Genomic DNA, 23,252 nt, shown 5'->3' with positions numbered 1-23,252 from the left:
GGCGGCTCGTAGGGACGAGTCGGGCGGCGGACACGAGGGATCCATCGTCGATGACAGCGAGCGTCAACCGGAGCGGACGAACCGAGCAGCTCGGTCTCGATCACGTCGTGATGCAGCGAGACGATCGACTGAGCGGTCGGGATCCTGCAATCGATCGACTACGAGGGCTCTGCCTGGTGTCGATGACCTTCGGTCACCTGACCGTGAGTGGTCGGGGATCGTCGGTGGTGAACCGGGTGCTGCATGCGCCGGGATGGGTATCGGGAGCGGCCGGCTTCGTGTTCTTGTCGGGTGTGTCGGTCGGCCTGTTGTGGCGCTCCAAGGGCGGCTTCGGACCGGCCGTGAAGCAGTGGACGATCATGCGGGCCATCGTCCTGGCCATGGTGCACCTGCTGCTGAACATCGGCGTGATCGCGTGGTCGGAGGTGGTCCATGACACCTGGTGGGTGCCGGCCATCCGACCTTCGCTCGCCGACCTCGCACTCGGCGCGTGGATGATTCCCTTCGGCGACGTCCTCCCGATGTACGTGGTGTTCCTGCTGGCGGCGGTCGTGCTCGGCCCATGGGTCGGGCGATGGTCCCGGCTCGTGCTTGCCGGATCGGCTGCGGTCTACCTCCTCGGGCTGGCGCTGCCGTCCTTCGGTCCGATGCGCACACCTGGCGACGTCAGGTGGGACCTGTTCACCTGGCAGTTGATCTTCGTGGCGGGCCTGGTCGGGGGGACGCAGTGGCCGACGGTGCGGCGGACCATCGAGGACCGACGAGCGCTGGTCATCGCCGCCGGTCTCGCGTCGCTTGGAGCGATCGTGGTGCTCCACACGGTGTTCGCGCTCGCGGAACGAGGTGCCTCGTGGAGCCGTCCGGGTTGGCGAGAGACGTTCGAGTCGGCGTGGCTCGACAAGGTTTCGATGCAGCCAGGTCGATTACTGCTGGTCTTCACCCTCGGCCCATTTGTCTACTGGGTCTGCACGCGACGCTTGCCGTTCGACCAATGGTTGCAGCGCGCCGGGTCTCGCAGTCTTCGGGTCTACACCCTGTCGACCCTCGCCTGCCTGGTTCCCCCGCTCGCCGGCGCCCTGCCGACGACGCCGATCGGCAACGACACCCTCGTTGCCGTTCTCACCATCGCGACGCTCGCCTCGGCGGTGCCGGCAACGCGCTGGCGAGGGCGACCCTGGTCGTTCTGATCGACGGGTGGTACGTGGGCGGCGTCAGACCGTGACCGAGTCGACGAAGGCGTTGACTCGAGCCACGAAGCGGTCGGGGTCGACCAGATGTGGGTAGTGGCCGTGGTCGGCCCAGATCTCGACCTCGGCACCGGGGATCAGGCCGTGGAGCCAGTCGTCGTAGCCGGGTCCAGGATCGATGCCGTGAAGTGACAGGTACGGGCTGGTGATGGCGGCGGCCATGCCGTCGACCATGGCATCGAGTTCCTCGGTCGTGAGCGTGAGCACGGGATCCCACACACCGAGCACGACGTCCTGTTCCGGTTGACGGAGGGTCGAGATCCGCTCGAACTCGGCATCGGGGAGCGGGCCACGCATCGCGTCGAACACCATGCCGATCGCGGCGACGAAGGTGTCGGTGTCGCCCCGGAGCATGGGTTCCAGCTGCTGTAGCCCGGCCTGGAAGTCGGCCAGCTTGAGCGGCTGGTCGACGTTGATCACACCGCGAAACGGCATCACCGACGCCATGGCGGTGACGACGGTGCCACCGAGCGAATGTCCGATGATGACGGCATCGGCCGGATCGATGCTCGCCGCCGACAGCTCGGCGATCACGTCGGTCGCCATGGTGACGAGATCGAATGGCGGCGTCCGGGTTGCGCCGCCGTGGCCACGGAGATCGACGTTGAGGAGGGTGCGGGGCTGACCGTCGGCGTCCTTTGACAGCGGCTCGATCAGTGGGGCCCAGGATTGTTTGGATTCGGTGATGCCATGCACGAGCACGAGTGAGGTCATGGCGCGCAGCGTAGCCGTGGCCGTCGGTTGCCGGGAGGGCTGGAGGCCGCTCGGATGTGGGTCAATCGGCGAGGTCGACGTTGGTCCAGCGCCACGCTTGGAGTTCCGAACGGTACGGATAGTCGAACGGCGTCCCCAATGGTGTGGTCACGGCGAGTGTGGCGGCGACGACCTCCGCCTGCTCGTTGTCGTCGAGTGCAGCAATGAAGCTGGTGGAGAGCGCTCGGTCGACGGCCCCTTGCGGGGTCGAAGGCTTCGGGTTCTCGATCGACCAGTCGTCGACCAGCTCGAACCCGGGAGCGTCGTCGATGGCCTGCCGCCACGCCATGGTGCGATGGCGTGGTGTGTCGCCCGCGTAACGATCGACGATGTCGGTGACCGCTCGGACCCACTCGACACTCGTGTCGCGCACGTTCCACACGCACACCAGGTGGCCACCGCGCCGGAGAACGCGGCGGATCTCATCGAGCGCGGGCCCGTGGTCGAACCAGTGAAACGCCTGGGCGACGACCACGGTGTCGGCGCCGTCGTCGGGCAATCCCGTCTCCTCCGCCGTTCCGTCGAGCGGAACGACCGGTGCGCAGGTCTCGGCGAGCTGGTCTCGCATCGCAGCGACCGGTTCGATGGCGACGGGAACGACACCGGCGTCGAGGAGCTGGTGAGTGAAGATCCCGGTACCGGCGCCGAGCTCGACCACCTGACCACGCCCGTATGCCTCGACAAAGCGCTCGACCAACGCCAGGTGGTAGCTCGGCCTCACGCCGGCATAGATCTCGGCGTTCGATCCGAATCCGGTGGCGGCCGCGTCGTGAACCATGGTGGCAGTCTCCCATGCCCGAGCCGACGAATTCACTTGTGGTCCGCGGTGGGCCGGGAGCTAACGTCGCCCGATGGCGACAGCGCTCCCGGGGACGACCGACAACGTGATCACGAAACAGGCGTGGCTGGCACTCAGCGTCACCACGTTGTCGACCTTCCTCGTGGTGATCGACATCTCGGCGGTCAACGTGGCCTTCCCGTCGATCGAGACCGATCTCGAGACATCGCGCACCACGCTCGGCTGGATCATCTCCGGCTACAACATCGTCGTCGGGGCCCTGCTGCTTGCTTCTGGCCGATTGGCCGACAGCGTGGGTCGCCGCAAGGTGTACATCCCCGGGGTCGCCCTCTTCATGATCGGCTCCCTGCTCTGCGGTCTCGCCCCGAGTGTGGGGTTCTTGATCGCGGCGCGACTCGTGCAAGGCGCCGGCGGTGCACTCGTCGCAGCGTCGGGCTTCGCCGTCATGCTGCCCGAGTTCCCGCCCTCGCGGCGGAGCACGGCCATCGGCATCGCCGGAGCGACCGGGGCGCTGGGTGCCGTGGTCGGCCCAGCCCTCGGGTCGTTGCTGATCGACGCGTTCGACTGGCGGTCGATCTTCTTCATCAACGTGCCGCTTTCGCTGTTGATCCTCGTCCTCTCCCCGAAGTATCTCCGGGAGTCCAAGAACCCGGATGCCTCGGGCCGCATCGACCTCGGCGGGGTGCTGATCGGCACCTTGTCGGTTGGGCTCGTGATGTTCGGCATCGTGCAGAGCGAGAGTTGGGGGCTCGCCGATTGGCGGGTCTGGGCTCTCATCGTCGTCGGGTCGGCCTTGCTGCCGGTCCTGATCCGGCGATCGCGTGTGCACCCCGAACCGCTCATCGACCTCGAACTGTTCAACTTCCGCTCGTACTCCAGCACCAGCACCGGGGTGGCGTTCTACGGGTTCGCCTTCACCTCGGGGGCGCTCGTGAACTCGATCGTGCTCCAGGACCTTTGGGAACAAGACCTGTCGGTTGTCGGACTCGCCTTCGTGCCCGGGCCGCTGCTTGCCGCTGCGATCAGCCCGCTCACGGGGTCGTTCGCCGATCGGATCGGGCACCGTTGGTTGCTCGGTGTCGGCTGCCTGCTGTGCGGCGTCAGCTACCTGGCACTCCTCGTGGTCGTCGGACCCGAGCCCGCGGTGTGGAACCACTTCGTTCCACTGAGCCTGATCTCGGGCGTGGGCATCGGCCTGAGCGTCGCGACCTGGTCGAGCGCCGGTCTGGCCGACGTGCCGCCGGCCAAATTCGGCGTGGCGGGGGCCACCGTGAACACGATCCGTCAGGCGGCGTATGCGCTCGGCATCTCGGTGTCGATCACACTGCTGGCCTCGGGCGCCGATGTCTTCGACCTCTCGGCCTACCGCTGGGCCTACGGCTGGATCGCCGCCTGCTACGCGGTGGCGGCTGCGATCGTGCTGGTGAGCTTCCCATCGGGCAACGCAGCGTCCCGTTCCGTTGCCTGATCGCCCGGAGTGAGATCACAGGGGTCGATCACGTCGGCCTCGGCGAGTGAGCGACGAACGTCGACGTCGGCCTTCGGGGTGACATCGGGGCAGAACCGGAGCGAGGCCTGCTCCAACGCCTCTCGCACCTCGATCACCATCGCCGGAGCATCGTGCAGATCACACTCGATCACCACCGAGTCGTGCACGGTCTGCACGGGAACGGCGCTTCGGTACCGGCGGAGGCGCCGGTCGAGGTCGGCGTAGGCGGCCAGCATGATGTCGGCGACGCCACCCTGGATCGGGGCATTGCGCCAGGCATTCACCATGACCGACACCCGTTCTCGAGCCGCTCGGCGAAGGAACTCGAAGGCCGCCTCGTCGCCGAGCTCTCGCGCGATCAGTTGGAGGTAGCGCAACCGTTGCGGCCGGTCTTCGAACACGCGGGTGAGCTCTGCTTCGGTGAAGGGCACGCCGTCTTCACTGAGCGCAACGCCATGGGAGTCCTCGAACCGACGGCGGATGGCGATGAGCGACGAGGTCTCGCTCTGGATCGCGTCGATGGCCGCGTTGAGCAGCACGCGGTCGAGGTGGATGTTGAACTGCTGGCGCCGACCCGCCAGCGTTCGGCTGGCGAAGGTGAATGGGGTGCCGGTGTCGTCGAGGGCGACCGGAGCGGAGTAGCGCAACACCCACTTGATGCGGGCGATCAGTTCGTCGGGCGACATGGTGGAGCGATCGGGATGCAACTCGGCGATCTCGTCGGCCGACGGCCATCGGTTCTGCGTGTTTCGGAAGGTGCGGCGGATGGCCGAGATGCCGCTGAACGCGTCGGCGAGGCGCAGGCTCGCCGCCCAGTCGATGACCGAGGTCTGGCCGCTGATGGTTTTGATCTCGGCGATGCGCTCCTCGGCCCAGCGGGCGGTGCCGGGGTAGGTGCGCCGATACTGGGCGAGCAGCTGTGTGGCTTCTTCGCGGCTGGTGGGGGAGCCCTCCGAGGTGAGGGACCGGGCCAGCGCGGAGGCGCCCGAGCCGTAGGCGATACCGAAGTTGAGCGCCTTGGCGATCTGCCGCAGGTGTTTGAACCGTGCCGGGTCGTCGGCGGCGAGGGTGTCGGGATCGAAGCCGAACATGCTGGCTGCGGTGCTGACGTGGACATCGACGCCCCGCTCGAACGCTGATCGCAGCGGAGCGTCGTCGGCGACCTGGGCGAGGTAACGCAGTTCCGCCTGGCTGAGGTCGGCGTGGACGAACACTCGGTCGGGCGTCGGTGGCCGGACGAACGGCTTCATCTTGGGGGTGAAGTTCTGGGCGTTCGGGTTGCGGCTTGCGAGACGCCCGGTGTTGGTGCCGACCACCTGGAGGTACTGCGGTCGAAGGCGACCGTCGTCGTGCAGGTGCTCGTGGATCGATTCGCCGTAGGTGCTCAGGATCTTCGACAGGTTGCGGAAGTCGAGGAGGGTGTCGCACAGCTCGCCGCCGATCTCTCGCAACACGCCGGCTGTGACCGAGTCGTTGTCGGTGAGGTGCCGGGCCCTTCCGAAGCGGCCGGCGGTCCAGGCCAGCACGGCCGGTTCGGCCCATTGGTTGAGCGCCTGGCGAACCTGCTTGTCGGACGCCGGATTCCAGGTGGGTTCCACGAACTCGTCGAAGAGCGAGCCCTGCCCGCCGCCGGTGAGCATGGCGAGTCGTCCGACGACGGCGTTTTTCTTCGCCGCGACCTGGTCGAGTTCGTTGCTCCAGCCCGCCCAGTCGAACGGCAGCCCGCTGCGCTCCATCTGGTCGAGGAACGGGCGGGCCGCGAGTTCGATCTCGGTGATCTCCTCGAGCTCGGCGGTTGCGATCTCGGCCCGGATGGCGTCGCCGACCCACAGGGTCTCGACGGCGTCGGCGGCGGCGTAGGCAATCTGTTCGGGGGTGAGATCGTCCTTGGCGGTATACGACAGCTGGACGGTGCCCTTGCCGTCGGCGGCGAAGCCGAGATAGTGCTCGACCGCCCAGGCCAGACCGTGGAACCAGGTGACGCCACTGCGGCCCTGATGCAGGAGGGCGTCGGCGAGCTGGGCGTCCCACCATCTGAGCCCGGGCGTTGTGTCGGCCGAGTCGAAGACAGCGGCGTCGACGACTCGAGCGTCGAAGTTGGCGTTCCAGGCGTCGGCGGTGACGCCGTCGAGGATCGGGGCGAGCAGGCGGGGGTCGACATCGCGAGCGTCGACCACGAAGGCCGCCTCGACGCTGTCGGCCGATCGGGTGGCGATCGACATCACTCGCATCTGCCCAGCCATCGGGCCGTCGATGGGGGTTTCGGTGTCGATCGCGACGCGCACGGCATCGGCCAGTGACGCCCGGAGCAGCTTCAGCTGCGAGGGATGGTGCACAAATGTGCTCGGGACGGCGCCCGGATCACGGTTCACCCCACCGACCTTACGGCCACGCGCTGACACGTGCGACCGCGCCCGGCGCGCTCGGGCGAGGGTCGGTTACGGTTCGGTCTGTGTCTGATGCCCTGCCGCCACCACTCGAACCTCTCGCCTTCCTCGCCGGGACCTGGACCGGTACCGGCGAGCTGCACTACCCGACAATCGAGACGGCGCACTACACCGAGACCATCTCGTTCAGCTGCGACGGTCGGCCGTTCTTCGCCTACGAGCAGCGCACCCGGCTGATCGAGGCCGACCGGCCGGCGCACGCCGAAGCGGGATTTTGGCGTCACGTCGGCGATGGCAGGGTCGAGGTGATGTTGTCGCATGTGACCGGGCTGGTCGAGATCCTCGAAGGAACCGTCCACACGAGCGATGGCGTGACCGTCGTCGAGTTGGCGTCGACGCTCGTGGCCGGGAGCAGCACGGCTGTTCCGGTGGAGGCGACGACTCGTCGGTTCGAAGGCGACGGGACCACGATGCGCTACGACATGTCGATGGCGGCCGCCGGTCAGCCGATGACGCACCACCTGGCCGCCACCTTCACTCGGGCCGTGGCGTAGGGTGCGGGCCGACCAAGGAGCGCCCATGGACTTCGACGAACAGCCCATCTCGACCGAACTCACCTTCATCATCCGCGCTGAGGTCGAGCCGCCTCGACCGGCCGGCCCGACTCCCGACGGCGCTCGAGTGCTCATCCCGATCACGGGCGGCCGTTTCGAGGGTCCGGCCATCGCCGGCTCGGTGCTGCCCGGCGCCGACCGTCTCGTCGTTCGCAGCGACGGCGTCCGCTTCGTCGACGCCCTCTACGAGCTCGAGACCGACGACGGAGCGATCATCAACGTGCACAACTCCGGTCCGGCCAACCCCGACGGGGTGACCCGGACCTCGCCCCGGTTCATCGCACCTGTGGGACCCCACGACTGGTTGAACAAGTCGATCTTCGTCGGCACACTCGATGCCCACGTCGAGGACGGCTACGTGCTGATCCGCGTCGACCGCATCATCTGATCTGTCGACCGACCAGGCAGGGGAGGACCGCCATGCGCAAGATTCCGAGCGACGATCGCCGTGCACAACACAAGTCGAGCAATACGTCCGTCGATCGCGACGGCCTGGCGGCGTTCGTCGCCGACAAACATCAGTGGGTGTTGAGCACCACCCGGTCCGATGGGCGGCCGCAGATGAGCCTCGTCACCGGTGGGATGACACCCGACGGCAACCTTGCGATCTCCACGTACCCGTCACGGGTCAAGGCCGCGAATGCACGTCGCAACCCGCAGGTCTCGGTGCTGGTGCTCGGCACGGCGTTCAACGCCGAATGGGTCCAGATCGACGGTCGGGCCCGAGTGCTCGACTTGCCCGAGGCCGGCGACGCGTTCGTCGAGTACTACCGCTCCATCTCGGGTGAGCATCCCGACTGGGACGAGTACCGCCAGGCGATGGCCGATCAGGGCAAGTGCATGATCGTGATCGAACCCACCAGATGGGGGCCGGTCAGCAAGGGCGGGTTCCCGCCCGAGCTCTTCGAGGACTGAGGCGCCGGTGCGACTGTCCGACGAGACGCTCGACGCGATCCGAATCGACGGCTTCGCGATCGTCGAGGGATTCCTGACCGACGCCGAGGTCGAGGCGGCGCAGCGAGCCGACTTCGACATCTTCCCCGAGCCCGCCGAGTACTTCGCCGACCCGTCCCGGTACGAGTCGCTCGTGCAGGGCCAGTTCTCGGGCCTACGGGTCGGTCCGTTCCCGTCGTGGGAACTCAACCGCCTCGCGTTCCACCCCGACCTCGTCGATGCCGCCGAGCGGTACTGCGGTTCGACCGATCTCGATCTCTACAAGATCGAACTCTGGGCGAAGTACTCCGGAGCGGTCGACTACGACCAGCATCATCACCGCGACTACGGCAATCACAGTCTCGTGGTGCCTCGGGCCGATGGTCGCTGGCCCCAGCTCACCACCTTCACCCTGCTGTCGGATGTCTCCGAGGCCGACGGTCCGACCAAGGTCGTACCGCGCCCCGTCGGCGTCGACGCTCCGCTCTACCCGAACCGGGTCGGCCCGGGCGAGTTCGCCGATGACGAAGTGGCCGTCACGGGCCCGGCCGGAACACTCTTTCTCTACACCACCGACGTACTGCATCGGGCCTCGTCGATGACGGGGGAGCAGCGAAGCCGGTTCGTGCTGCTCGCCGACTATGCGGCCCGGGGCAATCCATGGATGGGCAAGGTCAGCTGGCCGGGCCGAGCGCTCGACCCGGCGTGGCCAGACCTGCTCGCCAAGGCATCGCCCCGCGAGCGCGAGCTGTTCGGCTTCCCACCCGTCGGCAGCGACTACTGGAACGAGCAGACTGTCAGCGACGTCGGCCAACGCTGGCCGGGGATCGACATGTCGGTGTACCGGGTGCGTTGAGCGCATGACCTCGGAGGTCATGGCTCGGCGTGCCGAGGCTCGGTAACGTCGCTCGCACACGAACCGGGGGTGGAGACGATGTCCGACGAGACGACAGCAGGAAGTACGACGAACGAGGCCACGGCGACCGTGCACGCCACGATGCCGCTGATGGCAACGCTCGGAGCGTGGGCGAGCGAGTTCTCGCCAGAGGTGGTGCAGCTCCACCTGGAGTGGGCGCCCGGTCTGTGCACCAGCAATGGGCTCCTCCACGGCGGGGCGATCATGGCGCTCGCCGACGCTGCTGGTGGCGCCAGCGGATTCCTGAACCTCCCCGAGGGCGCAGCCGCGACGTCGACGATCGAGTCCAAGACGAACTTCCTGCGAGGGGTCAAGGAGGGTACGGTCACCGCAACGTCCCGGCCCCTGCACGCCGGCTCCACGACGATCGTGATCGAGACCGAGGTGACCAACGGCGATCGCCTGGTCGCCAAGGTCACCCAGACCCAGGCGGTGCTGCGGCCCCGGACCTAACATCGCAGCACCTGGGAGGAGTGAGCCGTGAGCGAGACACCGTTGGTCGAGATCGAACGTCACGACGGATGGGCGGCGATCGTGCTCAACCGGCCGGAGCGCAAGAACGCGCTCACCGGTCCGCTGATCGACGCCGTTGCCGACGCCGTCGACGGGTTGAGTGATGACCAATCCGTGGCTGCCGTCGTGCTGCGAGGCTCGGGTGGCGCCTTCTGCTCCGGTATCGATCTGACCGAACTGCAGGCGGTGCCTCAACACGATTGGGTGCCGCACTTCGCTGCGAGCACACGACGGATGCACATCGCGCTCTTCCGGTGTGCGTGTCCGATCGTGGTGGCGCTCGAGCGCTACGGCATCAACGCCGGCACGTCGCTGGCGCTGTCGGGTGATCTCGTGATCGCCGGGGAAACCTCGTTCCTACAGGTCGGTGAGATCCAACAGGGCGCAGCCATCCCGATGAACGCAGCGTGGTTGCGGCTCAAGTCGACCGAGCAAGTGATGGCCCGGTTGGCACTGATCGGTGACCGGGTCCCGGCGCCAGAACTCCACCGTCTCGCTCTGGTCCACGAGGTCGTCGCCGACGACGCCGTGCGAACCCGAGCCGAGGAACTCGCGCATCGGTTCGCCTCGTTCCCCGACGGGAGCTCGCGGACGATCAAGGCGAGTATGCGTGCGCACCTCGCCATCGACCCCGACACGTGGTTCGTCAGCTCGTCGAACAATGCCCTGCTGCAGGCGGAGCAGCTCCGGCGGTAGCGCCGTCAGTAGCTCCCGGGAACGAACTCGAGGACACCGTCCACGCACGGCAACCGGACGATGACGGCCCGTCCGGTGATCTCGTTGGTGGCTCCGTCGATCCCGGTCTGGTACCACACCCGAGGCTCGGCTCGCACGATACGGAACATCGCTCGTCGGTCGGGGTCGGGCTCGGTGAACACAATGGTGAGGAACAGGCACTCGTCGACCCACTCGGCCCGGCTGAACGATGCATCGTCGTTGAGGCCGACGACCTGTGGCACGTCATCGAACATGTTGGTGAGCACAGCCAGGCGATCGAGCGCCGGTTGGCGGTCGTCGCCATCGTCGGCGGCCGTGGCGACGAGTTCGGTCGCCGACTGCAAATGACGTTCCACCCACGCCGGAGTGGCCTGCGCCCGATCGATCAGGTCGTCGAGCGACGCCAACAGCTCACTCATCGACCGACCTCACTCGCTCGTTCTGTCACACGTCACTCGCTCGCTCGTTCGATGGCATTGAGGTAGCTGTACAGCGTCACCTTGCTCACGCCCATCCACGATGCCACGTCCTCGACCGCGCCGCGCAGGAGGAACGCTCCCTGCTCATCGAGCCGACGAATCGCCGCCTGCTTCTGGGCCCGGTCCATGTCGGGCAGGCTGGCCCCGAGTTCCCGTTCGACAGAGGCGGCCAGACGCTCGAGCGCGCCGTGGAGTTCGGTGGTGCGGACGAACGCCACCGTCCGGCCCTTCCACCGCACCGGTTGGTCGCCGGGGCGAGAGGACCGGGCGTGCACCACCGTTGCCCCCATCTGCTCGACGACGGGCTTCAGCGCCGACAGGAACTCCTCGGCGCCGTCAGGCATGGGCGCTCCCATCCGAGCGAACCATGCGACTCATGCCCGCTCGATCCGCGTCTGGATGCTGGTGGCCCCGGCGTCGAAGCCGGCCTGGAGGAGCTCCGAGGTGAGGGCGATGAGCTCGGTGAGTTCACCCTCGATCGTCGAGGAGAACGGCCCCATGTCGACGTTGAAGCCCCGACTCCGTACCAGGTCGAGCACGGCGAGGACGTGTGGACCGGGAGCGTTCTCCTTGAACGGCTCGACCAGGATCTCGATGCGACCGAGTGGCATGGCGGCTCACCCTACTCAAAACCCCTGGTCTGCTGACCAGTCCGAGCCGACGGAAATGTTAACGAAGTGTTATGGCCGCAAGAACGCAGCAAGCGGTTGTGTCGAAACCGCCCGAGCGCCAATAGGAATGGGCCTGTGAGCGATGTTCTGCTGCCGACGACAACACGAATCGGGCCGTCGTTGTGCTTGACAGAACGTTCAGTTCGCGGAAATGTTGCGCCCGGACTCCGGGGGCAACACGTGCACAATCTGACCATCGACCGGCCGAGCATCTCGCCGCGTACCACGTCGTAGCCGAATGGCAGCAGTGGCCACCCCTCAGCCAACTGGTCAGCAAGCCTCCTCCGATTCCCTGGTCCGTCGGTTGGTCCGCCCTGTCGTCGGCCTCGTCGTGCCGCTCAGCGCAGTCATTGCCGCACTCGCCGTGGGCGCCATCATGTTGCTGGCACTCGGCGCCAATCCGCTCACCGGTTACCGAGCGTTGATCCATGGCGGTTTCGGCTCGGTCGACAACCTCGCCGACACCGCCATCAAGGCCATGCCGCTGATGCTGGTCGGTGTCGGCATTTCCATCGCCTTCCGAGCCGGTGCGGTCAACCTCGGTGGCGAGGGCCAAATCATCGCCGGGGCGATCGCCTCCACCATCACCGCGCTCGCCCTCCCGGATCTTCCCCGTCCGCTGCTCGTACCGTTGGTGTTGGTGCTCGGAGCGGTCGGTGGCGCGTGTTGGGCGGCAATACCGGGAGCACTGAAGGCCTATGCCGGGGTGAGCGAGATCCTCTCGACGATCATGATGAACATCGTCGCTGCCCAGTTCCTGAGCTTCCTGCTGCAGGACCTGCTGATCGAGAAGGGCGCCATCAAGATCCAGCAGACGAAGCGGCTGAGCGAGAACGCCGACCTCCCGCTGCTGCCGGGTGGCACGCGTCTTCACTTCGGCTTCATCGTCGCCATCATCGTTGCCATCCTCGGCTACTACCTGCTGTTCGAGAGTGCGCTGGGTGTGCGCCTACGCGCCGTCGGTCACAACCCCGATGCCTCTCGCTACGCCGGCATGCCGGTGAAGAAGTCGATCGTCGAGGCCATGGCGTTCAGCGGGGCGTGCTCGGGGGTGGCGGGCGCCATCTTGGTGTTCGGCAGCGAGTCCCACCGGCTCATCGGTGAAGGCGGCGCTGCCGGCTTCACCCAGAATGCCGGGTTCAACGGCATCGTCACTGCACTCTTCGGTGGCCTCCACCCGCTGTTCACGGTGCCCGCCTCGTTCCTCTTCGGTGGACTGCTCACCGGCGGCATCGAACTCCAGCGAGAGCTGCAGGTGCCGGCGGCGCTCATCGTCGCCCTCAATGGTGTGGTGGTCGTGTTCGTGGTCGGCAGCTTGCGGTTCCGCAAGCGCCTCGAACGCTGGGTCGAATCGAGCAACGGCGAGGGGGCACGATGAGCGACTTCTTCACCCTCACGGTCCTCGTCGCCACGTTGGCGTCGGGCATCCGGCTGGCCACGCCCTTCCTGTTCGCCGCCCTCGGTGAGACCCTCGGGCAGCGCAGCGGTGTGCTCAATCTCGGGGTCGAGGGCGTCATGCTCATCGGCGCCTACTCGGCTTACTACACCGCACTCAAGACGGGGAGCACCACTACCGGGATCCTCGTGGCGATCGCCATCGGCGCGGTGATGGGTGTGATCTATGCGTTCCTCACCGTCGTGATGCACGCCGAACAGGGCATCAGTGGGATCGGCATCTTCCTCTTTGGTCTGGGCTTCACCGACCTCCTCTACCAGAAGCAGGTCGGCACCCCGATTCCGATCAAGGGTGTCGGCAAGGCGCCGGTTCCCGTGCTGTCCGACATCCCGCACATCGGCGACATCTTCTTCAACCACAACCCGCTCGTGTATCTCGCGTTCCTGCTGGTGCCGATCATGTGGTTCATCGTGAACCGGACCACGTTCGGCCTCAATGTTCGAGCCGTCGGCGAGACCCCCGAAGCCGCCGACACCCTCGGCGTGAGCGTCAACGGCGTGCGCACCACCACCATCATCATCGGCAACGCACTAGCAGGGTGCTGAAGTTCGTCTGATTGGGGCTCGCGTTCTGGGCGGGGATCGAAAATACTGGTGGGTATGCGTGGAACGCCTGATCGCCAGTTGTCGATGTTGTCGTCGCTCTCGACCGAGGACCTGATCCCGACCGATCATCCGATCCGCCGGATCCGGGCTGTGGTCGACGAAGTCCTGGCTGGCATGGATGACCGGTTCGATGCCATGTACGCGGACTCGGGCCGCCGCAGCGTGCCGCCCGAGACCCTGTTGAAGGCGACGGTGTTGATGGCGCTCTACTCGATCCGTTCCGAGCGGGCGTTCTGTGAACGGTTGAACTACGACATGTTGTTCAAGTGGTTCCTGGACATGGCGATCGATGATCGGGCGTTCGATCCGACCACGTTCACCAAGAACCGTCAACGCCTGTTGGATCATGCGATCGCGGACGAGTTCTTCGCCGCCGTCGTCGCCCAGGCCAGGTTGCGGCGCTACACCTCCTCGGAACACTTCAGCGTGGACGGCACGCTGTTGCAGGCGTGGGCATCGAACAAGAGCTTCAAACCCAACGACAGGTCCGACGACGACGGCGACGGGAACGGGTTCAAGGGCCGCAACGCCGAGGTCGACTTCAAAGGCCAGCGGCGATCGAACAAGACCCACACCTCCACGACCGATCCCGAAGCGATGCTGTTCCGGAAGTCTTCCAACGCCGCAGCAGAGCTGTCCTACATGGGGCATCTGTTGATCGAGAACCGGTCCGGCCTGATCGTCGATGTCGAGCTGACCCAAGCGACCGGTTACGCCGAGCGGGACTGCGCGACCGAGATGCTCAAACGGTTGCCGGCATCGGGTCGGCGTCGGACCGTGGCGGCGGACAAGAGCTATGACACCAAAGACTTCGTGGCCGGAGTCCGGGAGTTGGGGTTCACCCCGCATGTCGCGCAGAACACCTCGAATCGTCGCTCCGCGATCGATGGCCGCACGACCCGGCACGAGGGCTACCGCACGTCGCTGCGGATCCGGAAACGCGTGGAGGAACCCTTCGGTTGGATCAAGACCGTCGGGGCGGGCCGCAAGCTCCGCTACATCGGCCAGACCAAGAACCGGGCCTGGCTCAAGATCGAGGCAGCGACCTACAACCTGATCCGGATCTGCGCCCTCGACACCGCCATACCAGCCTGAAGCCAGGGCCCCGACAGCTACCCGAGCCGGTCCTCCGGCCAGCCCAGGGCCACGAGAACCAGCCAGCCCTACCGATCCCGACCAGAACCGCCGCTACAAGCCGATTTTCCGCGCCCTGCTAGCCGGGCTCGCTGGCGCCGCCCTCGCGATGGAGGTCGGCATCTTCCAGCAGAACCTCACCAATGGCCAGGGCTTCATCGCCATCGCCCTCGTCTACTTCGGCGCCTGGCGCATGCCCTGGGTGATGAGCGGTGCACTGCTGTTCGGTGTCGTCTCTGCCACCGTGCTCCAGTGGCGCACCCTCGGCATCGTGTCCGGCCCGGCCTCCAGCCTCACCGCCATGGCTCCTGCGGTGCTGACCATCCTCGTGCTCGTCGTCGTGAGTCGCCGCATCGGTGCCCCGGCGGCGCTCACCCGCCCGTTCGATCGCGCCGGCTGAGCCACGTCGCGCTTCGCTCCGATTCTCAGATCCTCCGTAACCAACCATGAAACTTGGGAGAGCATCATGAACAGCAAACACCCCTACAAGCTGCTGGTGGCGTTACTCGCCGCCCTGTCGCTGTTCGCTGCCGCCTGTGGTGGCAGCTCCGACAGCGCCGGCGACTCGGCGAGCAGTGACGGTGCCGACAGTGGCGACTCGGCAGCTGGCGAGCCGTTCCGGATCGCCATGGTGGCACCGAGCGCCAGCAACGACCTTGCCTTCACCCAGAGCATGGTCGACGCCATCAACGCCATCGGCGCCGATCGTGAGATCGAGTTCGACGTCACCGACAGCACCTTCGTCGTCGAAGACGCCGCCGCAGCACTTCGCGGCTACGCCGAGGACGGCTACGACCTCGTGATCGCCCACGGTTCGCAGTACGGCGGCCCGCTCGCCGAGATCGCCCCCGACTTCCCCGAGGTGGCCTTCGCCTGGGGCACCTCGGCCGACACCTTCGACCTCCCGAACGTCTCCGCCTACACGGTGCGAGCCGATGAGGGCGGCTACGTGATGGGCACGATCGCCGCCCAGATCTCTGGAGCCGGCAACATCGGTGTCGTCGGCCCGGTCGAGGTCGGTGACGCCAAGCTCTACGTCGACGGCTTCAGTGCCGGCGTTGCCGCTCAGGACGCAGCAGTCGATGTCAACGTCAACTACATCGAGTCGTTCAGCGACGTCGCCCTGGCCGCCGAGGCTGCCACCGCCCTCATCGGCGCCGGCGCCGACGTGCTCACCGGCAGCGCCCAGATGGTCGTGGGTGCCACGGGCGTCGCCAGCGAGGACGGCGTCCCGTGGTTCGGCACCCAGTCGAACCAGACCGCACTCGGTGAAGACATCGTCGTCGCCTCGCAGGTCTACCACTGGGAAGTCGTCATCTCGGATCTCATCGATTCGATCGAAGCCGGCACCCTCGGCGGCGAGGTCTACATCCTGACGCTCGCCAACGGCGGCCTCGTGATCGAATACAACGACGCCTACCCGCTCGATGCCGCCATCAAGGAGGCCGCCGACGCCACCGCCGCCGGTATCGCCGACGGTTCGATCACGACGGGCATCGAGTAGGCCCTTCGATGACGACGCACACTGACCGGACAGCACCCATGCTCGAACTCCGGGGGATCACCAAACGATTCCCCGGGGTGCTGGCGAACGACGCCGTCGATCTGACGGTGCTGCCCGGTCAGGTGCACACCCTTCTGGGTGAGAACGGAGCTGGCAAGAGCACGCTCATGAAAGTCGTCTACGGGCTCTACCAGCCCGACGGCGGCACGATCCGATTCGACGGCGAAGAGGTCAAGATCACGTCGCCGTTGAACGCGATCGAACGCGGCATCGGCATGATCCACCAGCACTTCATGCTGGTGCCCACGTTGACGGTCGCCGAGAACGTCGCCCTCGGACTCGGTGGCCGCCGCGGCCTGAGCGACATGCGGCCCGTGAAGGCCCGCCTCGCCGAGGTGTCGGAACGCTACGGCCTCCATGTCGACCCCGACGCCTACGTTTGGCAGTTGGCGGTCGGCGAGCGGCAGCGAGCGGAGATCCTGAAGGCGCTCTATCGAGACGCCCGCTTGCTCGTGCTCGACGAGCCGACGGCGGTGCTGACCCCGCCCGAGGTCGACGAGCTGTTCGTGACCTTGCGGCAGATGACTGCCGACGGCAAGGGTCTGATCTTCATCTCGCACAAGCTGCACGAGGTGATGGAGCTGTCCGACGAGATCACGGTCTTGCGAGACGGCAAGGTCTCGGGCACGACCCGACCATCGGAGTCCACGCGAGAATCGCTCGCCGAACTCATGGTGGGGCGCCCGGTCGAACTCACCCGAACCGTGCCCGCTCCCCAGATTGGTGCCACCCGCCTCGAGGTCAAACATCTGCGTGTCATCGGCTCCCGGGGGACACCAGCGGTCAAGGACCTGTCGCTGTCCGTGCGAGAAGGTGAGATCGTCGGTCTCGCCGGTGTCTCCGGCAATGGCCAGCGGGAGCTGGCCGACGCCATCTTCGGGCTGCGGCCGATCGACGGTGGCGAGGTGATCATCAACGGCACGCCAGTTCCCCGTCCGACGCCGAAGGGGGTCCGGGCGATGGGGCTTGCGTATGTGCCCGAGGAACGTATGGTCGAAGGCGCCATCGGCGAGTTCACCGTTGCCGAGAACCTCCTGCTCGTCGACTACCACCGTGAGCCCTACACCAAGCGTGGCCTCCTGCGGAAGGGTGCGATCAGCGACTGGTGCTCCACCATGGTGTCGAACTACCGGGTCAAGACCCCCGACATCGAAACGCCGACCCGCAACCTGTCGGGCGGCAACATCCAGAAGGTGGTGATCGCTCGCGAGTTCAGCTGCGGCGCCGACGTGCTGGTGGTCGCCCAACCGACACGAGGTGTCGACATCGGCGCCGCCGAGTACATCCACGAACGCCTGCTCGAGCAGCGAGCGAACGGGGCGGCCATCCTCCTCATCTCGGAAGACCTCGACGAGGTGATCCAGCTATCGGATCGCATCGTCGTCGTGCTCGAAGGTGAAGTCATGGGAGAGGTCGAGCGGAGCGAGGCGACCCCGTCGTCGATCGGCTTGCTCATGTCCGGCGTGCGGGCTGAGGCCTCCGCCTGAACGCTTTACAAAAAGTTAAGGCGCCGGGTAGCCTCCCGTAGCGCTGAGGAGTTGGGATCACCGACATGACCGATCAAGGACAGACCAACACCGCCGAGGAAACGCCGCCCCTCACGCCGATGTCGCTTGCGACCTTGCTCGGTCGCATCGAGCACGAGTGGGCGACCCGCAAGAAGATCTTCGATCTGCCCAACGCCCGCATCTGGAAGCCTGACCCCGCCGTCGATCTCGGATTCGACTTCCTCGGGCGACGCTGCGCCACCCCGATCGGCCCAGCCGCCGGTCCCCACAGCCAGCTGGCCGAGAACATCGTGCTCGCCTGGCTCGGCGGCTCGCGACTGTTCGAGCTGAAGACGGTGCAGATCCTCGACCAGCTCGTGATCAACCGCCCCTGCATCGACATGGCGACGATTGGTTACAACATCGAGTGGAGCCAGGAACTCACGCTCGGCCAGAGCCTCACCGAGTACGTGAAGGCCTCGATGCTGATCGAGATCCTGCGCCGGTGGGAACCCCTCGCCGAGTTCATCGGGCCCGACCCCGGTCCACACGTGTTCGACATGTCGGTCGGCTACGACCTGGCCGGCGTTTCCTCGCCACCGGTCGCAGCGTTCATCGACGGCATGCACGACGCAACGGACGAGATCGACCGACTCCGGGGCGAGCTGACCGGTTCGTGGGCCCGGTTCGCCGACCTCGACTTCCCGACCCACATCGCCGACACCCTGACGCTGTCGACGTTCCACGGGTGTCCGCCCGAGGAGATCGAGTCGATCACGAAGCACCTGATCGACGTCCACGACCTCGACGTGATCGTCAAGCTCAATCCCACGCTGCTCGGCTACGAGACCGTGGCGGGGCTCGTCAACGACACGCTGGGCTACACCGACGTCTCGGTCAAGGAGTCGGCGTTCGCCGCCGACCTCCAGTTCGACCGGGGAATCGAGCTCATCGCCGAACTCGACCAGTACGCCAAGGACCGTGGGCATCGCTTCGGTATCAAACTCACGAACACACTCGTCGTCGACAACACCAAAGGATGGATGCCCGACGAGACCATGTATCTGTCGGGTCCCCCGCTCCACGTGCTCGCTTCGACCTTGCTCGACCGGCTGTCGAAGGCGCTCCCCGGCCGGCTCGCCATCCCCGGCCACGGCGGCGACATCATGGTGAGCTTCTCGGCCGGGATCACGAAGGACAATCTGGCCGACTCGATCGCAATGGGGGTGAACCCGGCGACGGTGTGTTCGGATCTGCTCAAGCCCGGCGGATACGGTCGGCTGGCGCCGATGCTCAAGGCGCTGACCGCCGCAGTGGTCGACGAGGGGCACGCCGAACTGACGTCGTGGCGGGCGGCCCGCCAACTCACCGCCAACGCCAACGGGTTCGCCTCGACTGCCGAACAGCACGTCGCGCACATCGTGGGTGCCGGTGTCGGCGACTACCACCTCAGCGGCAATGAGAAGCTGCCTCGGGCGGTCGACCACGAGCTCGAGATGTTCGGGTGCGTCGCCTGCAATTTCTGCATCACGGTGTGTCCGAACGACGCCTTCTTCAACATCAAGAGCGTCGAGGGCACGGAAGGGCGCCAGCAGTACCTGGTCTTCTCCGAGCTGTGCAACGAGTGCGGCAACTGCATGACGTTCTGCCCCGAAGACGGCGATCCGGCCAAGGTCAAACCCCGGCTCTACACCGACCCCGACCTGTTCGCTCGGCGCGAGGGGCAGGGATTCCTCCTCGTCGACGGCGTGATCGTCGACAGTCGCAGCGAGGGTGACCAGGCGCTGCTCGTCCAGCGACTCCTCGATGCCGAAGCCGGCAATCCGCTCCAGGCCACCGGTGCCTCCTCCGATGAAGGATCTCGATGAACAGCGCGCAACCCCGGCGATACCTCACCGTCGGCGCCGCCCAGCTCGGACCGATCGCGAAGGAGGAACCTCGTCACGCCGTGGTCGAACGCCTGATCGCTTTGCTGCGCGACGCCGCCGAGCGCGGCTGTGAGCTCGTGGTGTTCCCCGAGCTGGCACTCACCACGTTCTTCCCACGCTGGTACACCGACGAGCTCGGCGGACACGACGCCTACTACGAGACCTCGATGCCGAGCCCGGCCACTCAGCCCCTGTTCGACGAAGCGAAGCGGCTCGGCGTCGGGTTCTCGCTCGGGTATGCCGAACTGACCGAGCCCGACGACGGCGGCGTCGTGCACCGGTACAACACCACCGTGTTGGTCGAGCGAGACGGCACGATCGTGGGCAAGTACCGCAAGGTGCACATTCCCGGGCACGAGAACGACGAGCCGTGGCGGCCGTTCCAGCATCTCGAGCGGCGCTACTTCGAGGAATCACCCGACGGGTTCAACGTGTGGCGGAGCTTCGGCGGCATCGTCGGCATGGCCACCTGCAACGATCGGCGCTGGCCTGAGACCTACCGTGAGATGGGGCTCCAAGGGGTCGAGCTGATCCTGATCGGCTACAACACGCCCATCCACTACGCCCCCGATCCCGGCCAGAACGCGCTGCAGGGCTTCCACAACCACCTGTGCATGCAGTCCGGCGCCTATCAGAACGGCACGTGGGTCGTCGGCGTGGCCAAGGGCGGCACCGAGGAGGGTGTCGAGTCGCTCGCCCAGTCGTGCATCATCGCTCCGTCAGGCCAGATCGTGGCCCAGGCCACCACGACCGGCGACGAGGTCATCGTTGCTCGGTGCGACCTCGACAAGTGCAAGGACTTTAAGGACACCCTGTTCGACTTCGCTCGTTACCGGCGACCCGAGGTCTACCAGCGGATCACCACCCAGAAGGGCGTGATCGAGCCACCGATCCAAGAAAAGGGAGCGCAGCAGTGAGCACCTTCAGACTCAACGGCGGCGACGTCACGGCGTCCGACGGCCACGAGCACCTACTCGCGGCGCTACGCGACGAACTCGGTGTCATGTCGCCCAAGGACGGCTGCTCGCCGTCGGGCCAATGCGGCTGCTGCACCGTCTTGATCGACGGCAAGGCCCGCATCTCGTGCCAGACCTCGATGGACAAGGTCGACGGGGCCGAGGTGCTCACCCTCGAGGGCGTCGACCCCGACGAGCGGGAGCGGATGGCCACGGCCTTCGCTGCCCACGGTGCCCTCCAGTGCGGGTTCTGCACGCCGGGCATCGTCATGCGGACCAAGGCCATGATCGACAAGTCGGGCGAGAACCTCACTCGCGATCAGGCCTCCCGGCTGCTCGGCGCGCACCTGTGCCGTTGCACCGGGTACACCAAGATTCTCGACGCCGTCGAGGCGCTGGCGGCCGGCGAGACCTCGGTGGCGCTGGCTCCGAAGGGTGTCGGCACACGGGGCGTCAAGTACGAGGCGGCGGCGCTGAGCCTCGGCGATCGCCCCTTCATCGACGACATGGCGGTCGACGGATTGCTGCACGGCGCGTTCCATCTCACCGACCACGCTCGAGCCGACATCATCGCCATCGATACCTCCGCCGCCGAGGCCGTACCCGGTGTCGTGCGGGTCTTCACCGGCGCCGATGTACCGGGCGAGCTGCGTGGCGGCCTGATCCACAAGGACTGGCCGATCTTCATCCCGGTTGGCGGGCGTACCAGCTACCTCGGCGACGTCCTGGCCATGGTCGTGGCCGTTGACCGCCCGACGGCGCGCAAGGCGGCGAAGCTCATCGAGGTCACCTACGAGGTGCACACGCCGATGACCAATCCGGCCGAGGCGGTGGCGTCGAGCGAGAACGCCGTCTGGGGACTCGACGGCAACGTGTTGTCGACCAGCACCTACGCCCGCGGCGACGCCGAGGGAGCGCTCGCCGGCGCCACCCACGTGGTGCGCGAGACCTTCCAGACCCAGCGCATCGACCATGCGTTCGTCGAACCCGAGTCCACGCTCGCCGTGCCGATCCCGGCCGGACACCCCCTGCCACTCACGAACGGTGCCACGGCCGGCCAACCGGTCGACTTCGAGCGCCTCATGGTCTATTCGGGCGGCCAGGGAATCTGGGATGATCGCAACGACATCGCGAAGATCCTCGACGTCCCCACCGAAACGGTGGTCACCGAACTGGTCTCCAACGGTGGTGCCTTCGGCGGCAAGGAAGACATGTCGAACCAGGGGCAGACTGCACTGGCCGCCTGGCTGCTGCGCCGTCCGGTCAAGACCACGTTTTCTCGCGAGGAGTCGTTCCTCGTGCACACCAAGCGGCATCCGATCCGCATGGCGTACGAGGCAGGCTGCGACGCCGATGGCAAGCTCGTCGGTCTGCGGGTCCGCATGCTCGGCGACTCCGGGCCCTACGCGTCGGTGGGGATGAAGGTCCTCGAGCGGGCTGCCGGTCACGCCTCGGGGCCCTATGTCGTCCCCAACATCGACGTCGAAGCCGTTGCCGCTCGCACCAACAACTCCGTGTGTGGTGCGTTCCGCGGCTTCGGGGCCAACCAGGCCCAGTTCGCCATGGAGGGCTGCATGGATCGACTGGCCGAGATGGTCGGCATCTCCGGCTGGGAGATGCGTCACCGCAATGTGGTCGAGCCCGGCGTCACCTGGGGACCGGGGCAGATCCTCGATGACGGCTGTCTCGGCGCCCGAGCCTGCCTCGACGCCGTGAAGCCTGCGTACGACCAGGCAGTCGCCGACGGGGCTGCCGTCGGTCTCGGACTGGGGCTCAAGAACTCGGGCCTCGGCAACGGGTTCAAGGAGATCGCCAAGGCGGTCGTCCACTTCCGGCCCGACGGCAAGATCGAGGTGCGGCACTGCTGGACCGAGATGGGCCAGGGCATCCACACCGTCGCCATGCAGGTGGCCATCGAGGAACTCGGGGTCGAAGCCGAGCGGATCGAGGTCATCGTCGACTCCACCCGTGAACTCGGCGCCGGTCAGACCACCGGCAGCCGAGGCACGCTGATGGGTGCCGGTTCGGTGGCCGACGCCTGCCGGGCCGCCATGGCCGACGGCTGTCAGGTCGGCGTCGACTACGAGGGCGAATACCGGGTCGACTGGACCAACTCGCTCAGCGAGGGGCTGCCCAACCCGATCATCCACTCGACGTTCGGCTACGCCGCCCAGCTGGTGATCATGGATCGCGAGAGCGGACTGGTCGATCGAGTGGTCGCCGCTCACGACGTCGGTCGGGCCGTCAACCCGCTGCTGTGCGAGGGCCAGATCGAAGGTTCGGTACACATGGGCCTCGGCTACGCGATGACCGAAGGCTTCCCCTGTGACGCCGACGGCAAGCCGCTCAACGACACCCTGCGTTCGCTCGACATCATCCGTCCCAAGGACATGCCTCCGGTCGATGTCATCCTCGTGGAGTCGGCCGAGCCCAACTCCCCGTACGGCATCAAGGGGGTCGGCGAGATCGGGCTCGTCCCGACCGCCGGTGCCGTTGCCGCCGCCATGCACGACCGTGACGGCGAGTGGCGCAACGAACTCCCGCTCGTCAACGTGAGCAATCGCGAACGTGCCGACGCCTGGGCCTGACCCCGTACCGATCCCT

23 protein-coding genes are annotated in these 23,252 nt (G+C 66.7%); 17 read left to right on the top strand and 6 right to left on the bottom strand.

The window, feature by feature from the left end:
• Window positions 1-50: 50 nt before the first annotated feature.
• Entirely contained in the window at window positions 51-1,187 is a 1,137-nt protein-coding gene (opgC, locus tag R2733_05425; GenBank protein MEZ5375935.1) for an OpgC domain-containing protein, read from the top strand.
• Window positions 1,188-1,211: 24 nt separating this feature from the next.
• Here the strand turns inward: opgC and R2733_05420 are convergent, their stop codons facing one another.
• The gene (locus tag R2733_05420; GenBank protein MEZ5375934.1) at window positions 1,212-1,961 is read right to left on the bottom strand and encodes an alpha/beta hydrolase; all 750 of its coding nucleotides are present in this window, start codon (window positions 1,959-1,961) and stop codon (window positions 1,212-1,214) included.
• A 61-nt stretch (window positions 1,962-2,022) separates the two neighbouring features.
• Entirely contained in the window at window positions 2,023-2,778 is a 756-nt protein-coding gene (locus R2733_05415) for a class I SAM-dependent methyltransferase (GenBank protein MEZ5375933.1), read from the bottom strand.
• A gap of 73 nt (window positions 2,779-2,851) precedes the next feature.
• On the opposite strand from R2733_05415, the gene R2733_05410 reads away from it, so the two are divergent.
• Window positions 2,852-4,267: an MFS transporter gene (locus tag R2733_05410; protein MEZ5375932.1), complete on the top strand. Its 1,416-nt coding sequence runs from the start codon at window positions 2,852-2,854 to the stop codon at window positions 4,265-4,267.
• Here the strand turns inward: R2733_05410 and R2733_05405 are convergent.
• Entirely contained in the window at window positions 4,195-6,660 is a 2,466-nt protein-coding gene (locus tag R2733_05405; protein MEZ5375931.1) for a DNA polymerase, read from the bottom strand. The two genes, R2733_05410 and R2733_05405, sit on opposite strands and share 73 nt — an antisense overlap.
• A gap of 80 nt (window positions 6,661-6,740) precedes the next feature.
• Here R2733_05405 and R2733_05400 point away from each other — a divergent pair, with 80 nt between their 5' ends.
• From R2733_05400 to R2733_05375, 6 genes are all read left to right on the top strand, one after another.
• Window positions 6,741-7,229 carry an FABP family protein gene (locus R2733_05400; protein ID MEZ5375930.1) on the top strand — a complete coding sequence of 163 codons (489 nt, stop codon included), beginning with the start codon at window positions 6,741-6,743 and terminating at the stop codon, window positions 7,227-7,229.
• A 25-nt stretch (window positions 7,230-7,254) separates the two neighbouring features.
• Window positions 7,255-7,677 carry a DUF3237 family protein gene (locus R2733_05395; protein MEZ5375929.1) on the top strand — a complete coding sequence of 141 codons (423 nt, stop codon included), beginning with the start codon at window positions 7,255-7,257 and terminating at the stop codon, window positions 7,675-7,677.
• A gap of 32 nt (window positions 7,678-7,709) precedes the next feature.
• Window positions 7,710-8,204, top strand: coding sequence for a PPOX class F420-dependent oxidoreductase (locus R2733_05390; GenBank protein ID MEZ5375928.1), 495 nt, complete (start codon window positions 7,710-7,712; stop codon window positions 8,202-8,204).
• Window positions 8,205-8,211: 7 nt separating this feature from the next.
• Window positions 8,212-9,078 (top strand): phytanoyl-CoA dioxygenase family protein, encoded by an 867-nt coding sequence (locus R2733_05385; protein ID MEZ5375927.1) that lies wholly within the window; start codon window positions 8,212-8,214, stop codon window positions 9,076-9,078.
• Between the two features lie 78 nt (window positions 9,079-9,156).
• Entirely contained in the window at window positions 9,157-9,591 is a 435-nt protein-coding gene (locus R2733_05380; GenBank protein MEZ5375926.1) for a PaaI family thioesterase, read from the top strand.
• 27 nt (window positions 9,592-9,618) lie between these two features.
• On the top strand, window positions 9,619-10,347 hold the full coding sequence (locus R2733_05375; protein MEZ5375925.1) for an enoyl-CoA hydratase/isomerase family protein: 729 nt from the start codon (window positions 9,619-9,621) through the stop codon (window positions 10,345-10,347).
• Window positions 10,348-10,352: 5 nt separating this feature from the next.
• Here R2733_05375 and R2733_05370 read toward each other — a convergent pair whose 3' ends face one another.
• From R2733_05370 to R2733_05360, 3 genes are read right to left on the bottom strand one after another with little or no spacing between them, the layout of a single operon-like run.
• A complete protein-coding gene (locus R2733_05370) occupies window positions 10,353-10,787 on the bottom strand; it encodes a hypothetical protein (protein MEZ5375924.1) in 435 nt (144 codons plus the stop codon).
• A gap of 32 nt (window positions 10,788-10,819) precedes the next feature.
• A complete protein-coding gene (locus R2733_05365) occupies window positions 10,820-11,203 on the bottom strand; it encodes a helix-turn-helix domain-containing protein (GenBank protein ID MEZ5375923.1) in 384 nt (127 codons plus the stop codon).
• A gap of 18 nt (window positions 11,204-11,221) precedes the next feature.
• Window positions 11,222-11,458 (bottom strand): thiamine-binding protein, encoded by a 237-nt coding sequence (locus R2733_05360; protein MEZ5375922.1) that lies wholly within the window; start codon window positions 11,456-11,458, stop codon window positions 11,222-11,224.
• Between the two features lie 364 nt (window positions 11,459-11,822).
• On the opposite strand from R2733_05360, the gene R2733_05355 reads away from it, so the two are divergent.
• From R2733_05355 to R2733_05315, 9 genes are all read left to right on the top strand, one after another.
• On the top strand, window positions 11,823-12,896 hold the full coding sequence (locus R2733_05355; protein ID MEZ5375921.1) for an ABC transporter permease: 1,074 nt from the start codon (window positions 11,823-11,825) through the stop codon (window positions 12,894-12,896).
• The gene (locus R2733_05350; GenBank protein MEZ5375920.1) at window positions 12,893-13,519 is read left to right on the top strand and encodes an ABC transporter permease; all 627 of its coding nucleotides are present in this window, start codon (window positions 12,893-12,895) and stop codon (window positions 13,517-13,519) included. Before R2733_05355 ends, R2733_05350 begins: the two co-directional genes overlap by 4 nt.
• 54 nt (window positions 13,520-13,573) lie before the next feature.
• Window positions 13,574-14,674, top strand: coding sequence for an IS5 family transposase (locus R2733_05345; GenBank protein MEZ5375919.1), 1,101 nt, complete (start codon window positions 13,574-13,576; stop codon window positions 14,672-14,674).
• Between the two features lie 148 nt (window positions 14,675-14,822).
• Complete coding sequence (locus tag R2733_05340) at window positions 14,823-15,113, top strand: hypothetical protein (protein MEZ5375918.1); 291 nt, start codon at window positions 14,823-14,825, stop codon at window positions 15,111-15,113.
• A 66-nt stretch (window positions 15,114-15,179) separates the two neighbouring features.
• A complete protein-coding gene (locus R2733_05335) occupies window positions 15,180-16,217 on the top strand; it encodes a BMP family protein (GenBank protein MEZ5375917.1) in 1,038 nt (345 codons plus the stop codon).
• Between the two features lie 8 nt (window positions 16,218-16,225).
• The gene (locus R2733_05330; GenBank protein MEZ5375916.1) at window positions 16,226-17,764 is read left to right on the top strand and encodes an ABC transporter ATP-binding protein; all 1,539 of its coding nucleotides are present in this window, start codon (window positions 16,226-16,228) and stop codon (window positions 17,762-17,764) included.
• 65 nt (window positions 17,765-17,829) lie between these two features.
• Window positions 17,830-19,632 (top strand): 4Fe-4S dicluster domain-containing protein, encoded by a 1,803-nt coding sequence (locus R2733_05325; GenBank protein MEZ5375915.1) that lies wholly within the window; start codon window positions 17,830-17,832, stop codon window positions 19,630-19,632.
• Window positions 19,629-20,609, top strand: coding sequence for an N-carbamoyl-D-amino-acid hydrolase (locus R2733_05320; protein MEZ5375914.1), 981 nt, complete (start codon window positions 19,629-19,631; stop codon window positions 20,607-20,609). The genes R2733_05325 and R2733_05320 overlap by 4 nt, the downstream gene beginning before the upstream one ends.
• Window positions 20,606-23,236, top strand: a complete 2,631-nt coding sequence (locus R2733_05315; GenBank protein ID MEZ5375913.1) for a molybdopterin cofactor-binding domain-containing protein — start codon at window positions 20,606-20,608, stop codon at window positions 23,234-23,236. Before R2733_05320 ends, R2733_05315 begins: the two co-directional genes overlap by 4 nt.
• Window positions 23,237-23,252: the final 16 nt, after the last annotated feature.

Source organism: Acidimicrobiales bacterium (genome assembly GCA_041394265.1).
Lineage (GTDB): Bacteria > Actinomycetota > Acidimicrobiia > Acidimicrobiales > SZUA-35 > JBBQUN01.
Note: the sequence above shows the minus strand (reverse complement) of the source record. Positions and strands in the feature narration are given on the sequence as shown.